The organism is Salipiger bermudensis (assembly GCF_019801965.1).
Classification (GTDB): domain Bacteria; phylum Pseudomonadota; class Alphaproteobacteria; order Rhodobacterales; family Rhodobacteraceae; genus Salipiger; species Salipiger bermudensis_A.
Genome location: NZ_JAHVIA010000001.1, coordinates 480,941 through 494,908, shown reverse-complemented (window position 1 = coordinate 494,908; position 13,968 = coordinate 480,941). Strand labels below are relative to the sequence as shown.

The window sequence follows — 13,968 nt, the reverse complement described above, 5'->3', positions numbered from 1 at the left end:
CCCTTGGGGCGAGATCGATCCACAGTAACCCAGTGCAATCGTGGACGCTAGGGAAGGCAATCGCATCTTACGCCCTCCGCCGCGCTTCTCGCGTGGAACAGGCGGGGAAGCGCCGGGTGTGTGTCTCCTCTGCATCGCTTGCCCCGTCCCCTCGGGCTGTCTATCCCGTTGAGAGGCAAGCTAGTGCTGCAAGACGCAACGTGAAGGAGACGACATGCCCGACATCATCGTGATCGGCGGCGGCATGGCCGGGGTGAGTGCCGCGGCGGCGCTGGCCGCGGACGCCGAGGTCCTGCTGCTCGAGGCCGAGCCGGGAACCGGGCGGCACTCCACCGCGCGCTCCGCGGCGATCTTCATCCGCAATTACGGCAACGCCGCCCTGCGTGCGCTGAACGACCGGGCGGCGGGCTTCTTCGAGGCACCCGACATCGATGTCGAGGCGCCGCTGCTGACGCCGCGCGGCGAGCTGCTGCTCGCCACCGGCGAGGAGCTCGATCTGCTCGAGGAGTATGCCGCCGGCAGCGCCGGGCTCGACCGGCTGAGCGCCGCCGAGGCCGAGCGGCTGGTGCCGATCCTGAAACCCGGTCATTTCGCCGGCGCGGTGCTGGAGCCCGAGGCCCGCGACATCGACGTCGACGCCATGCTGCAGGGCTACCTGCGCAAGTTCCGGGCGCGCGGCGGCGCGCTGCGCTGCAAGGCGCCGGTCTCGGCGCTGAGCCGCGAGGCGGGGCTGTGGCAGATCGTGGCGGGCGGCGAGACCCACGCAGCGCCGGTGGTGATCAACGCCGCCGGTGCCTGGGCGGGCGAGGTCGCGCGCATGGCGGGCGCGCAGCCGATCCCGATCCAGCCCTGCCGGCGCTCTGCCGCGGTGTTGCCGGCGCCTGACGCCCATGAGGTGGGCCTCTGGCCGCTCTTCGGCTCGATCGCCGAGACCTGGTATGCCAAGCCGATGGGCGGCCAGCTCATGGTAAGCCCCGCCGATGCCGACCCGGTGCCGCCGCAGGATGCCTGGCCCGACGACATGGTGCTGGCGGAGGGGCTGCACCGCTACGAAAGCGCGGTGACGGTGCCTGTCACCCGCATGGTCTCGAGCTGGGCGGGGCTGCGCAGCTTCGCGCCGGACAAGACCCCGGTCTGCGGCTTCGACGGCGCCGCGGAGGGCTTCTTCTGGCTCGCCGGGCAGGGTGGCCACGGCATCCAGACCGCCCCGGCGCTGGCCGAGCTGACCGCGGCGCTGGTGGCCGGGCGCGAGGCGTCGGTCGGCGCCGAGAGCCGCGCCGCGCTGTCGCCGGCGCGATTTGCCTGAGGGGGCCGCCATGCGCATCTACGTCACCGGCAGCTCCGGCGTTCTGGGCTGCGAGATCCTCTACCACCTGCGGGCCGCTGGCCATGACGCCACCGGGGTCGCACGGCGTGCCCTGCCGCGGCAGGCGGCGGGGTTGCCGCAGATCTCGACCGCCGATGTGCTCTCGCCCGGCTGGCTGCCGGAGCGCGACACACACGCGAGCATCGTGCATTGTGCCGGGCTCGCCAGCCCACGGGTGCCGTTCGAGAGCTATGCCGATCTCAGTCGCCGCGAGATCGAGCCGCAGGCGCGCTTCGTCGAGGCCCTGCTGGCGCGCGGCTGGCGTGGCCACATGGTCTACGTCTCCTCCGCCGGGGTCTATGGCGACACCGATGCGCTGCCCATCCCAGAAGACGCGCCGCTTAACCCCAAGTCCTACTATGCGCTGCAGAAGATGGCGGTGGAGCAGGCGCTGGTGATGCTCGCCAACCGGCACGGCTTCCGGCTGACCATCCTACGGCTCGCCAATGCCTACGGCTCGCCGCTGGCGGGGCCGGGCTATGGCGTGGTGACGATCCTGCTCAACGCGCTGGCGACGGGCACGCCGTTCAAGCTCTTCGGCACCGGCGAGAGCCTGCGCGATTACATTCACGTCTCGGATTTCTGCGCCGCCGTGGCGCGGGCCTGCGTCGTAGAGTTGCCCGAGCGGGTGACGACGCTCAACATCGGCACCGGTCAGGGCACCTCGCTGGCGGATCTCGTGGCGCTGGTACAGCGGGTGACCGGTCAGGCGCTGGCGCTGGAGCGCGCGCCGCTGGAGAGCGAGCTGAAGTCGAGCGTGCTCGATATCTCGCGGGCCGGGCGGCTGCTCGGGTGGCAGCCGGTCGTGGGCATCGAGGAAGGGCTGCGGCGGACGGTGGAGGTGATGGGCGGCTGAAAGGTGTCTCGCGCCGCCGTGCATCAGTCATGCTGAAAGCACACCTTTGGCAATTCTCACCCTTCGGGCGGGCAGTCTGGTGACGCCAGCACCTAGCTTAAGGGGTTCGGACTTGTCTTGAATCTACGGAGGAGGCCGAACGCAGGACGACCGGTCTGCCGCCTGCCGATCCGAAAACTATGGTCTACGCATCAGCCTCGGAATTTTGGTGATCGATTATATCCTATCGAAGGGTCGTTTGACTGCTCAGATACAATCAATTCCAGCTCCCTAATTGCCACTTCCCGCTTGTCATCACTTTCGAAGAGGATCTCTCGTCGGATCCTAAAATCCATCAGTTCCTCCTTCGTGAATTCAGCTTCGACCGCTCTCTGATCCCAGCTCCCGAAGTATCGGATAGAGTGCCCGTCACCGCCGACATCTTTTCCGATGTAGATCTTCTTGTTTGGAAAAGTGATCCTGTAGACGACGTAGCGAGACTTCTTCGTACCGAGATTTGCATTTGAATTAGTCAAGATCGCGATACACCTAACGATATAGATTTGGCTTTCCCGACATAGCAAACCACCCGGTATAGGCCTACCAGGAAGTGAAGTGCCGATCGGGCATGTGCCCTGCGCCCCTCACTCTTCCTCGAACGGGTCCCACTCGTCCTCAACCTCCGGCAGCGCTTCGGCGGTGGCCTCCTGCGCGGCGGCCTCGGGGGTACGGATCTCGACGATCTCGGCCTTCGGGAAGACGGCCAGTGCGGCCTGGATCAGCGGGTGCTCCGCCGCCTCGGCCTTCATCGCCAGCTCGGCGGCGTGGGCCTGCTCCCAGATCGTTGCCGTGTCGCAGCCATTGACCAGCGACACGCCCCAGCGATTGCCTGTCCAGCGCTGCAGCGCGCTGCCCAAGCGCTGGGCGAGATCGCCGCGGGCGTTGTCGGTGGGGGTGAACTCGATGCGGCCGGGCTGGTAGGCGGCGAGCCGCACGCAGCGCTCGACCTCCATCAGCAGCGTCATGTCACGGTTGGCACGGATCAGCTCGACCACGTGCTCGAAGGTCGGGAAGCGGGCCAGCGCGTGATCCGCCGCCACCGCCAGCACCGCGTTGCCCTGCGTCGCGACCGGGCCAGAAGGCGCCGGATGCGTGGGCTGGACGTGGCCGCCGGTCGCCTGGGCGCCGCCAGCGGCGGGCGCGTGGGCATAGCCGCCACCGGGGCCCGACGGCGGCGGGGGCGGGGTGTCCTGCAGCTTGCGCAGAAGCTCTTCGGGCGAGGGTAGCTCGGCCACGTGGGTCAGCCGGATCACCGCCATCTCGGCGGCCATCATGGCGTTGGGCGCCTGCGCCACCTCGTCGAGCGCCTTGAGCAGCATCTGCCACATGCGGGTCAGCGCGCGCATCCCGAGATTGGCAGCCATGGTCTCGCCGCGGGCGCGCTCGTCGGGCGAAATCGTCGGATCCTCGGCGGCCTCCGGGGTGATCTTCACCACCGACGTCCAGTGGGTGATCTCGGCCAAGTCGCGCAGCACCGCCAGCGGGTCGGCGCCATCGGCGTATTGCTCCGACAGTTCGGTCAGCGCGCCGGGGGCGTCGCCGTACATGATCTTCTCGAACAGGTCCATCACCCGGCCCCGGTCGGCGAGGCCCAGCATGGCGCGGACCTGCTCGGCGGTGGTCTCGCCGGCGCCGTGGCTGATCGCCTGATCGAGCAGCGAGGTGGCATCACGGGCCGAGCCCTCGGCGGCGCGGGTGACCAGCGCCAGCGCGTCGTCGGTGATCTCGGCGCCCTCGGAGCCGGCGATCTTGCGCAGCAACGCGATCATCACCTCGGGCTCGATGCGGCGCAGGTCGAAGCGCTGGCAGCGCGACAGCACCGTCACCGGCACCTTGCGGATCTCGGTGGTGGCGAAGATGAATTTCACATGGGCCGGTGGCTCCTCCAGCGTCTTGAGCAGCGCGTTGAAGGCGCTGTTCGAGAGCATGTGGACCTCGTCGATGATGTAGATCTTGTAGCGCGCCGAGGCCGCCCGGTAGTGCACGCTGTCGATAATCTCGCGGATATCGCCGACGCCGGTGTTGGAGGCGGCGTCCATCTCGATGACGTCGACATGGCGGCCCTCCATGATCGCTTTGCAATGCTCGCACTCACCGCAGGGCTCGGTGGTGGGGCCGCCCTCGCCGTCGGGGCCGATGCAGTTCATGCCCTTGGCGATGATCCGGGCGGTGGTGGTCTTGCCGGTGCCGCGGATGCCGGTCATGATGAAGGCCTGCGCGATGCGCCCGGCCTTGAAGGCGTTCTTGAGCGTGCGCACCATGGCGTCCTGGCCGACCAGATCGGCGAAGGTCTCGGGGCGGTACTTGCGGGCGAGAACCTGGTACTTGGGCGATTGCTCGGACATCTGGGGCCTTCCGGGTGACGGGACCTGCACAAGGTATGCGCGCCGCCGCCAGAGGTAAACCGGGCGCGGCGCGGAAAAGCGGGGTGAACCAAACCGCATCGGCAGGCGTTGAGCGAGTATGGCTCACGGTGGCGTGATGGTCGCGCCACGCCAGTCGGAGGATCGGCCCATGCGGCTCAGGGGTGTCAGACGCAGCAGCAATATCGAGGATCGGCGCGGCAGGGGCGGTGGCGGCATCGCGATCGGCGGGCTCGGGGGGGTCGGCGTGCTGCTGGTACTGGCGATCGGCTATTTCACCGGCATCGACGTGACGCCGATCCTCGAGGGCAGCACGCAGAGCAGCACCCAGCGCGAGATCACCCCGCAGGAAGAGGCGGCGGCGGAGTTTTCCTCGCAGGTGCTCGCGACCACAGAGGAGGTCTGGAGCGAGATCTTCCCCCGCGAGGTGGGTGCGCCCTACGAGCCGCCGGTGCTGGTGCTGTTCTCGGGCACGACCTCGTCGCCCTGCGGCGGCGCCAGCGGCGCGACCGGGCCGTTCTACTGCCCGCTCGACCGCAAGGCCTATCTCGATACCCAGTTCTTCGCGACGCTGTCGCAGCGGCTCGGGGCCGAAGGCGATTTCGCCGCCGCCTACGTGATCGCGCACGAGGTCGCGCATCACGTGCAGGACGAACTCGGCATCCTCGATCAGGTCAACTCGGTGCGTCAGCGCGCCGGCGAGGCGCAGGCCAACGCCATCACCGTGCGGCTCGAACTGCAGGCGGATTGCCTCGCCGGGGTCTGGGCGCATCACGTTGACGGGCTGCTCGAGCCGGGCGACATGGCCGAGGCGCTGAACGCGGCGCGGATGATCGGCGATGATCACCTGCAACGCAGTGCCGGGCGGGTGCCGCAGCCGCATACCTTCACCCACGGCACCTCGGAGCAGCGCGAAAGCTGGTTCGCAAGAGGCTACGAATCGGGCAGCATTGGCGGATGTGACACGTTCAACGCATCGAGCCTCTGAATGACCATCCTCCACGCGCTTCGGGTTCTGGACGGAATTCTCGCCATCTCGCCCCTTCCCGGGGCGAGCGGGGATCTCGTGGGAGACCTGCAGCACGTGGCCGACTGGCGGCCGTCGCTGGTCATCTCGCTGGTCAGTGCCGCCGAGTTCGAGGCCGCGGGCTCCGGCTCGGTGGGCGGCTTCGTCGCGGATCATGGCGCGCGATGGGAGCATCTGCCGATCGTGGATTTCGACGTGCCCTGCGCGCTGTTCGAGGAGCGCTGGCCCGAGGTCAGCCGTGCGGCGCTGCACGCGTTGCAGGGCGGCGGGCGGGTGCTGGTGCATTGCCGGGGGGGCTGCGGGCGCTCGGGCATGGTGGCTCTGCGGCTGATGATCGAGGCGGGCGAGGCGCCCGACGAGGCGCTGGCGCGGCTGCGGAGCGTGCGGCCCTGCGCGGTCGAGACCGAGGCGCAGATGGGCTGGGCGCTGGCGGCCGAGCGCGAAGCGGCGGTGTTCCACCGGCACGGCGACTGAGCCAGGCCAAGAAAATTAGACTGATTTTCTCGGGACCCGCGGCACCTTTTCGCGCAGCGGGATCGTCACGAGGGCGGATCCCGCCTCGCACCGCTAGCGGCGGGCCTGTCTGGGGAAAGATGGCTCGAACCGCCTGCGCGGCGCGCCGCCCCCGGCATGCCTTGCGACATGTTTATCTTGCTCGAGGGCTGAAGTGAGAGGCTGGACAACGACCCAAGCGGGGCTCGTTACGGCTGCTTCCTTCCGGACCTGACCGGGTTGGCGAGGCGCCTGCCCGCGCCAACCTCTCAAGGCGTCATCTAGGATCTTTGTCATGGATTCGCAACCCCGGCCCGCAAAGACCGGGCCGGGGCAGGCGGATCAGAGCGCGATGCGAAACAGCGCGAAGCCCTGTTCGGTGTCGCCGGCATCCTCGAGGTTCAGCCCCGGCACGCTGTCGGCATAGGCGCGGGCGGCGGGGCCGGTCTCGAACAGCACCGTGGTGTCGGGCATCGGCGCAAAGGACCAGTTGCCGTCGGCGCTGGGATTGATCGTGCCCTGCTCGACGATGTAGCGCACGATGACGTCGCGGTTGGTGTCGGGGCCCTCGAAGATGATGGTGTCGCCGGTGCCCGGAAAGCTGCCGCCGCCGGAGGCGCGGTAGTTGTTGGTGGCGATGACGAATTCCATGTCGTCGGTGACCGGTGCGCCGTCGAAGGTCAGGTCCTTGATGCGGTTGGCGTCGTGGGCCTCGAGCTCGCCCTTGGGGCCGAATTTCGACGGCTGCGACAGGTCGATCCTGTAGCTCACCCCGTCGATCACGTCGAAATTGTAGCTCGGAAAATCGGGGTTCAGCAGCGTCGCATCCTGCGCGCCGGGCGCGATTTGGTTGAACATCCCCGCCGAGCGCTCAAGCCAGTCCTTGAGCTGTGCCCCGGTCACCTTCACCGCGCGCACGGTGTTGGGGTAGAGGTAGAGATCGGCGACGTTCTTGATCGCGATGTCGCCCTCAGGCACGTCGGTGTAATACTCCGGCCCGCCGCGCCCGCCAGCCTTGAACGGCGCCGCCGCCGAGAGGATCGGCAGCCCCTCGTGTTCGGTGCCTGCGAGCATCTGCGCGATATACCAGGTCTGGGCGTTCGACACGATCTGCACCGAAGGGTCATCCGCCACCAGCGCGAAATAGCTGTAGAGCGGCGCCGAGGTCTTGCCCACGGCGCGGCGCACATAGGCCAGCGTCTCCTCATGCGCCTGTTCGACGGAGGCCAGCACCTCTGGCGCATCCTCGACCAGCGCGGTGACCGAGCGATCCTCGTTGCGCTGCGAGATCGGGCGCGCCTCGGTGGTGGCCGAGACCACGCGCCAGCCGTTGCCGTCGCGCTCGAGCAGCAGGTCGATCAGGCCCATATGCGAGCCCCAGAAGCCGCCCATCACCGCCGGCTTGCCGTGGATCGTGCCGGCGCCGGCGTCGACGGCGGCGTAATCGGCATAGGTCGGCGAGGGGAAGACGAGGTGGCTGTGCCCGGTCATCACCGCGTCGATCCCGTCGACGCCGGCCAGCGGCACCGAGGCGTTCTCCATGCCGTCCTCGTGATCGGCCGAGCCGATGCCGGAATGGCTCAGCGCGATGACGATGTCGGCCCCCTCCTCGACGATCTGCGGCACCCAGGCGCGGGCGGTTTCGACGATGTCGCGGGCCATCACGTTGCCCTCGAGATGCTTGCGGTCCCAGTTCATCACCTGCGGCGGGGTGAAGCCGATCACGCCGACCTTGATGGGGTGGGCATTGCCGGCCCCGTCGGTGAGCTCGCGCTCGAGGATGACATAGGGCTTGTAGAGCGTCTCGTCCTCGCGCGGGTTGGCGCCGAGGCTCTTCGAGACATTGGCCAGCACGATGGGAAACTGCGCCCCGGCGGTGGATTTCATCAGGAACTCGAGCCCGTAGTTGAACTCGTGGTTGCCGATGGTGCCGGCGTCGAAGCCCACGGCGTTCATCGCGTCGATCACCGGGTGGGTGTCGCCCTCCTTCATGCCGCGCTCGTAGGCGACGTAATCGCCCATCGGGTTGCCCTGCAGGAAATCTCCGTTGTCGAGCAGCATCGAATTGGTGGCCTCGGCCCGCACGCCGTTGATCAGCGTCGCCGTGCGCGACAGGCCCACCGTGTCGACCGGTTTGTCGGAGTAATAGTCATAGGGCATCACGTGCACGTGCAGATCGGTGGTCTCCATGATCCGCAGATGCGCCTGGTTCGCGGCGGCTCTGGCGGAATATGGGTGCAGTGCGATCAAGGCGGAGCCCGCGGCTGTGCCCGCCAGGAACGAACGGCGGGTGAGTTCGGAAGGGGTGAAGCGGGTCATGGGCGGCTCTCCTGCTGATGCGCGATTCGCTTGTGGACCAGTTTTCCAACAGCGAGATCACACGAGAAGACAAAACCATCGCGCTCAACCTTCGGGAGATGAGTTCCGTTGCGGAAGCCCGCCTCCGGAAACAGGTTTGCCACGCCGGGGCGGGCGTGTCATGGGATTTGGTGGGCCGGTCTGGCCGGTCGGGCTGGATCGCCACGGGGACGCCGTGGGAAAGCCTGGGCCGGTTCGGGCGGTCGGTCTGGCTTTTCGGGGGTGCGCCGTGGGACAGCTTGGGTCGCATCGGGCGGTCAGGCTGGAGTTGCGCGGGAACGCCGTCGGAAAGTCTGGGCCGGTTCGGGCGGTCGGAAAGGTTTGCCGGGAGAGAGCGATGGGATCTCTTGGGCGGACGCAACACAGAACAGGGGCAGGGACGATCATGCGACATGCGGAAGAGGTGACATTCGGCGGATCCGGGCTCGACCGGGCGGCGGAACTTCGCGGCGACATTCCGGCGCTGGCGGCGCTGATGCAGGCGCCCGAGACGCGCACGATCGTGCTCTGGCGTGGCAAGGTGCTGATGCAGTCGGACGGGTCCGGCCTCTGCCGCCTGCCGCTCGACCATCCCGTCCTCGGCGAGGCGCGCGGCGAGCCGCTGTTTCTCGGGCGCGATGAGAGCGGTGCCATCTTCTCCCATGACATCTCGGGCTGGGCGCCCGAGGGCGAGGCGCCGGGCGAGGCCGGCTTCCTCGACAGCTCCGAGCAGGTCCACCCGGCCTGTGAAGGCGCGCATTTCGTCGAGCTGCGCGCGCTGCTGACCCAGCTCACCCCGCGCGATGCCGAGCTTGGCGCCACCGCCCGCGCGCTGTTCGGCTGGCACCAGAGCCACGGCTTCTGCGCCCGGTGCGGCACCAGGAGCGATGTCTTCATGGCGGGCTGGCAGCGCATCTGCCCGTCCTGCGGCGCCCATCATTTCCCACGCACCGACCCGGTGGTGATCATGCTGATCACCCGCGGCAATGCCTGCCTGCTGGGCCGCTCGCCGGGCTGGCCGGAGGGGATGTTCTCCTGCCTCGCGGGCTTTGTCGAGCCGGGCGAGACGCTGGAAGCGGCGGTGCGCCGCGAGGTGGTCGAGGAGGCAGGCATCAAGGTCGGCTCGGTGCGCTACCTCGCCAGCCAGCCCTGGCCCTTCCCGGCCTCGCTGATGATCGGCTGCCACGGCGAGGCCGAGAGCGACGCCATCGAGATCGACCCGAACGAGATCGAGACCGCGCGCTGGGTCAGCCGCGAGGAACTGGCGGCGTCCTTCGACGGCTCGAACCCGGCGCTGCAACCGGCAAGGCGCGGGTCCATCGCGAATTTCCTGCTGCGCAACTGGCTTGCGGACCGTCTGGATTGAGGCAAGACTGACCGCCAACACACCCACATTCAGAACGGGGCAGAGGGCAGATGGAATTCACCACCCGCGAGGATATCGAGGCGCCGCTCGAGCAGGTCTTTGCACAGCTCACCAATTTCGAGCAGATCGAGCGCCAGATCATGCGTCGCGGCATCGACGTGCAACGGACCTCTGAGGGCGGCGCCGGAACGCCGCGTGGCATGAGCTGGCAGGCGAGCTTCGCGTTCCGCGGCAAGAGCCGGACCGTCGACGTGACGCTGGCGGAGTACGATGCGCCGAACGCGATCACCTACCACGCGGTGTCGGGCGGGCTCGAGACCGTCACCAAGGTGGATTTCGTGGCGCTCTCGCGCAGCCGGACGCGGGTTGGCATGAGCGTCGAGCTGCAGCCCAAGACGCTGTCGGCGCGGCTCATGGTGCAATCGCTGAAGCTTGGGAAATCGAACCTCGAGAAACGCTTCCGGGTGAAGATGGCAGAGTTTGCCAAGGAGCTCGAGGATCGGCTGAAGCGCGTCTCCTGAGGGCGCTCTAGGCGCCGAGCTCGATCACCCCTCCGCCTGCGGCGCTTGCATCCTCGCGATCATGGGTCACCAGCAGCACCGGCAGGCGCTGGGCTTTCGCGCGGGCGAAGACAAGCTCGCGGATCTGACCGCGCCGCGCCGCATCGAGCCGGGAGAACGGCTCGTCGAGCAGCAGCGCGCGGGGCTCGGCCAGCAAGCTGCGCATCAGCGCCACGCGGGCCTTCTGGCCGCCGGAGAGCGTCGCCGGGTCGCGGTTGGCGAAGCCTTCCAGCCCGATCTCCGTGAGGGCTGCGTCGATGCGGGCGCGCCGGGCGGCGCGGCCGCGCATCGAGGGCGGCAGCCCGAAGGCGAGGTTGCCGCCGACCGAGAGATGCGGAAACAGCAGCTCGTCCTGAAACAGGATGCCGATGCGCCGGCGCTCGGTCGGGAGGTGCGTCACGTCCTCGCCGTCGAGCAGGACGCGCCCCGAGAGACGAAAGGCCGGGTCGAGCGCGCCGGTGATTGCCGCCAGCAGCGTCGACTTGCCCGAGCCCGAGGGCCCCATCACGGTCAGCACCTCTCCCGGCGCGACGCGGGCGTCGAGCGCCATCATTGTCTGGCCGTCGAGCGTGATCGCGAGGTTTTCGAGCCTGAGCCCCTCAGCCATGACGAAGCCCTTTCCGGTTGCGCCAGACCAGCGCCGGGACCAGCAGCGCCAGTGCGAAGGGCAGGAAGGCGGCGGCCGTCTGGGCCAGCGCGGTGACGCCGATCACCCGCCGCGCCCCGCCCGAGGCCAGCGCCACCGCCTCGGTGGTCAGGGTCTGCACCCGTCCGCCGCCGAGCAGCAGCGTTGGCAGGAACTGCCCCACCGAGACCGCGCAGCCCACGGCGGCGGCGGTCAGCACCGGGCGCAGCAGCATCGGCAGGCGCAGGCGCCAGAACACCCGCGCGGCGCTGGCGCCGAGGGCGTGGCCGACGAGGGCGTTGCGCCGGTCCCATCCGCGGTAGGGATCGGCCAGCGACAGGAAGACGTACGGCAGTACGAAGATCACATGCGCCGCGATCACCGCCGCCAGCGTGCCGTCGATCCCGCTCACCAGCGCGAGGATCTGCAGCCCCGGCAGGAAGGCGATCTGTGGCACGATGAGCGGCAGGTAGAGCAGCCAGAGCGCCCGCGCCGAGGGCCGCAGGCCGAAGCGATGCTCGGCCTCGAGGCAAGCCAGCACCAGCGCCAGCGCCACGCCGGTGGCAATGAGCGCGATCAGCGCGGTGTCGCCGGCCGGGGCAAGCAACTGTGGTCCCTGTTTCATCCAGCTCTTGGCGGTGAAGGCATCCGGCAGCATTGCCGGAAAGCCCCAGAAAGCCGCCACCGACCACACGCCGAGCGCCACGAGCCCGAGGAGGATCGCCAATGCCGAGAGCGCGCCGGCGCCGATGGCGAGTGCCCGCACGGGGGCGTCATGGGAGCCACGCGCACCGGTCTCGATCCACGCGCGGCCCATCCGTGCCACCGCGATCTCGCCCAGGCGCCAGATCCCCAGCGCGGCCAGCGTCAGCGCCAGTTGCAGCAGCGCCCCGGCCGCGCCGCGGAGGCGCAGCGCGAGGTCGGGATCGTTCATCCAGCGCAGCACCTGCACGGCGAGCGTCGGCGGCGTGTTGGGGCCGAGGATCATCGCGACGTCGACCACGCTCATCGAGAAGGCCAGCACCGCGTAGACCGGCAGGCGGATCTGCGGGTAGAGCCGGGGAAACACCGTCTTGAGCCAGCCGGCGCTGCGCCCGTATCCGAGGCTGCGCGCGGTGGCGAGGCTCTGGCCCGGACGTAGGGCGGGCAGGGCGGCCAGCGTCATCAAAAGCAGGAAGGGCATCTCCTTGACCACCAGCCCGGCGGTCAGCGACAGGCCCCACGGGTCCTGCAGGATCAAGAGGTCCGGCGGACGCTCCCAGCCGAGAAGCGGCGCCAGCGCGCGGGCGATCCAGCCGGAGGGCGCGATCAGGAAGGCGAGGCCGAAGGCGGCGGCGGCATGCGGCACCGAAAGCAGCGGCGAGAGCGCGCGCTCGAGCCAACGAAAGGACCGCGTGCCCTGCCAGCCGGCGCAGATCAGCACGGTGAGCGCCAGCGCCAGCAGGGTCGCGCCGAGCCCGGTGCCGAGGCTCAGCGCCACGGCACGCGGCAGGCCGGGCCATGCGGCGAGCTCGGAGAACGGCATCAGCCCCGGCTCGACCCGCCCCAGCGCCGGCAGGATGCCGAAGGCGGGCAGGAGCGTGCCCGCCAGCCCGGCGAAGACCGGGCCGAGCATCACCAGCAGCGTCAGGGCCGGGGCGCGCCGGAGCAGGGACATGGGCCTTTACTGCGCGACGCCGTAGCGCGCGGTCCAGTCTTCCTCGAGCTTCACCATCCACGACGGGTGCGGCTCGGGCAGGGTCTCGCCGAGGTCCTCGGGCTTGAGCGTCGCGGGGCCAAATTCGATGCGGTCGAAGAGCAGCAGCTGCTCGGGTTCGAGCGAGGCCACGTCGAGCACGGTGCCGAGCCCCCAGACCTCCGGGTCGGCCATGCGGGCCTGTGCCTCGGGCGAGAGCAGGATATCGGCCACCACCATGGCGCCGGCCTTGGCATTGGCGTTGTAGGGGATGGCGACGAAGCTTGCGTTGCCCAAGGTGCCGCCCTCGTGCACGTGGCTGCGCACGGTGTCGGGCAACTGGCCGTTGGCGATGGCGTTGGAGGCGGCGTTGGGGTTGAAATCGAAGCCGATGTCGATCTCGTTGTCGGCCATCAGCTGCACCAGCCGCGCGCCGTTCTGCGGGTAGGCGCGGCCCTGCCTCCAGAGATTGGGTGTCAGCTCGTCCATGAAGGCCCAGAGCGGCGCGGTGGTGGCCTCGTAATCGGCATCCTCGACCGGGCCTTCGAGGGCCATCATGTCGGGCGAGAACTCGATCAGCGCCTGTTTCAGGAAGGTCGCGCCGAGGAAATCCGGCGGCTGCGGAAAGGTGAAGCGGCCGGGATTGGCCTGCGCCCAGGCCAGCAACGTGGACATGCTGCGCGGTGGCTCTGCGAGGCGGGCGCTGTCATGGAAGAACACCAGCTGCGCCATGCCCCACGGGCTTTCCATGCCCTCGGTCGGGACGGTGAAATCCGCCGTCAGCGCGGTGTTCTCGGGATCGGTCAGGGCGCGGTTTGGCAGCGCTTCGGCCCATGGACCGAAGAGCAGCCCGCCTTCCTTCATCGAGGCGAAGTTCTCGCCGTTGATCCAGATGAGGTCGATGCCGCCGCCGTCGTCCTTGCCGGCGCTCTTCTCGGCCAGCACCCGGCTCACCGCCTCGGCGGTGTCGGTGAGCTTCACATGCTCGAGCGTCACGCCCTGCTCCGCAGCCTGCTCTCCGATCCAGGCGATGAAGTCATTGATCACGTCTGAGCCGCCCCAGGCGTTCCAGTAGACGGTCTGGCCCTCGGCCTCGGCGGTCACCGCGTCCCAGTCGGTCGGGTCGGGATCGGCCAGGGCCGGCATGGCGAGCGTGGCCGCAAGGGTTGCGGCGGCAAGCATGGATTTCATCTGGGATCCTCCCCGGTCGTGCGGTGTTTTTCCAAATTTTCCATAGCTTATGGCAATGGCGCGTTGCTGGC

The 13,968-nt window shown here is 68.9% G+C and carries 11 protein-coding genes and 1 other RNA gene; 6 read left to right on the top strand and 6 right to left on the bottom strand.

The window, feature by feature from the left end:
- Nucleotides 1-214: 214 nt before the first annotated feature.
- Nucleotides 215-1,306: an NAD(P)/FAD-dependent oxidoreductase gene (locus KUV62_RS02430; protein WP_222602079.1), complete on the top strand. Its 1,092-nt coding sequence runs from the start codon at nt 215-217 to the stop codon at nt 1,304-1,306.
- A 10-nt stretch (nt 1,307-1,316) separates the two neighbouring features.
- On the top strand, nt 1,317-2,222 hold the full coding sequence (locus KUV62_RS02425; protein WP_222602078.1) for an NAD-dependent epimerase/dehydratase family protein: 906 nt from the start codon (nt 1,317-1,319) through the stop codon (nt 2,220-2,222).
- A gap of 623 nt (nt 2,223-2,845) precedes the next feature.
- On the opposite strand, the gene KUV62_RS02420 is transcribed toward KUV62_RS02425, so the two are convergent.
- A complete protein-coding gene (locus tag KUV62_RS02420; protein WP_222602077.1) occupies nt 2,846-4,606 on the bottom strand; it encodes a DNA polymerase III subunit gamma/tau in 1,761 nt (586 codons plus the stop codon).
- A 169-nt stretch (nt 4,607-4,775) separates the two neighbouring features.
- Here KUV62_RS02420 and KUV62_RS02415 point away from each other — a divergent pair, with 169 nt between their 5' ends.
- Both KUV62_RS02415 and KUV62_RS02410 read left to right on the top strand, forming a co-directional pair.
- Nucleotides 4,776-5,612 carry a neutral zinc metallopeptidase gene (locus KUV62_RS02415; protein WP_222602076.1) on the top strand — a complete coding sequence of 279 codons (837 nt, stop codon included), beginning with the start codon at nt 4,776-4,778 and terminating at the stop codon, nt 5,610-5,612.
- Complete coding sequence (locus KUV62_RS02410; protein WP_222602075.1) at nt 5,613-6,125, top strand: protein-tyrosine phosphatase family protein; 513 nt, start codon at nt 5,613-5,615, stop codon at nt 6,123-6,125.
- A gap of 191 nt (nt 6,126-6,316) precedes the next feature.
- Here the strand turns inward: KUV62_RS02410 and ffs are convergent.
- An RNA gene (gene ffs / locus KUV62_RS02405) (signal recognition particle sRNA small type) lies at nt 6,317-6,415 on the bottom strand.
- Between the two features lie 70 nt (nt 6,416-6,485).
- Nucleotides 6,486-8,462, bottom strand: coding sequence for a bifunctional 2',3'-cyclic-nucleotide 2'-phosphodiesterase/3'-nucleotidase (locus tag KUV62_RS02400; protein ID WP_222602074.1), 1,977 nt, complete (start codon nt 8,460-8,462; stop codon nt 6,486-6,488).
- A 424-nt stretch (nt 8,463-8,886) separates the two neighbouring features.
- On the opposite strand from KUV62_RS02400, the gene nudC reads away from it, so the two are divergent.
- Entirely contained in the window at nt 8,887-9,846 is a 960-nt protein-coding gene (nudC, locus tag KUV62_RS02395; protein ID WP_222602073.1) for an NAD(+) diphosphatase, read from the top strand.
- 50 nt (nt 9,847-9,896) lie between these two features.
- Entirely contained in the window at nt 9,897-10,367 is a 471-nt protein-coding gene (locus tag KUV62_RS02390) for an SRPBCC family protein (RefSeq protein ID WP_222602072.1), read from the top strand.
- Between the two features lie 7 nt (nt 10,368-10,374).
- Here the strand turns inward: KUV62_RS02390 and KUV62_RS02385 are convergent, their stop codons facing one another.
- Genes KUV62_RS02385 through KUV62_RS02375 form a run of 3 tightly spaced genes read right to left on the bottom strand, consistent with a single transcriptional unit; the run spans nt 10,375 to nt 13,897 of the window.
- Nucleotides 10,375-11,013 (bottom strand): ATP-binding cassette domain-containing protein, encoded by a 639-nt coding sequence (locus tag KUV62_RS02385; protein WP_222602071.1) that lies wholly within the window; start codon nt 11,011-11,013, stop codon nt 10,375-10,377.
- Nucleotides 11,006-12,688 (bottom strand): ABC transporter permease, encoded by a 1,683-nt coding sequence (locus KUV62_RS02380; protein ID WP_222602070.1) that lies wholly within the window; start codon nt 12,686-12,688, stop codon nt 11,006-11,008. Before KUV62_RS02380 ends, KUV62_RS02385 begins: the two co-directional genes overlap by 8 nt.
- A 6-nt stretch (nt 12,689-12,694) precedes the next feature.
- Complete coding sequence (locus KUV62_RS02375; RefSeq protein ID WP_222602069.1) at nt 12,695-13,897, bottom strand: ABC transporter substrate-binding protein; 1,203 nt, start codon at nt 13,895-13,897, stop codon at nt 12,695-12,697.
- Between the last annotated feature and the right edge of the window lie 71 nt (nt 13,898-13,968).

Coding starts and splice junctions, on each gene's coding strand:
- KUV62_RS02390 (WP_222602072.1), top strand. CDS start 9,897: ATGGAATTCACCACCCGCGAGGATATCGAGGCGCCGCTCGAGCAGGTC.
- KUV62_RS02420 (WP_222602077.1), bottom strand. CDS start 4,606: ATGTCCGAGCAATCGCCCAAGTACCAGGTTCTCGCCCGCAAGTACCGC.
- KUV62_RS02375 (WP_222602069.1), bottom strand. CDS start 13,897: ATGAAATCCATGCTTGCCGCCGCAACCCTTGCGGCCACGCTCGCCATG.
- KUV62_RS02385 (WP_222602071.1), bottom strand. CDS start 11,013: ATGGCTGAGGGGCTCAGGCTCGAAAACCTCGCGATCACGCTCGACGGC.
- KUV62_RS02415 (WP_222602076.1), top strand. CDS start 4,776: ATGCGGCTCAGGGGTGTCAGACGCAGCAGCAATATCGAGGATCGGCGC.
- KUV62_RS02380 (WP_222602070.1), bottom strand. CDS start 12,688: ATGTCCCTGCTCCGGCGCGCCCCGGCCCTGACGCTGCTGGTGATGCTC.
- KUV62_RS02425 (WP_222602078.1), top strand. CDS start 1,317: ATGCGCATCTACGTCACCGGCAGCTCCGGCGTTCTGGGCTGCGAGATC.
- KUV62_RS02410 (WP_222602075.1), top strand. CDS start 5,613: ATGACCATCCTCCACGCGCTTCGGGTTCTGGACGGAATTCTCGCCATC.
- nudC (WP_222602073.1), top strand. CDS start 8,887: ATGCGACATGCGGAAGAGGTGACATTCGGCGGATCCGGGCTCGACCGG.
- KUV62_RS02400 (WP_222602074.1), bottom strand. CDS start 8,462: ATGACCCGCTTCACCCCTTCCGAACTCACCCGCCGTTCGTTCCTGGCG.
- KUV62_RS02430 (WP_222602079.1), top strand. CDS start 215: ATGCCCGACATCATCGTGATCGGCGGCGGCATGGCCGGGGTGAGTGCC.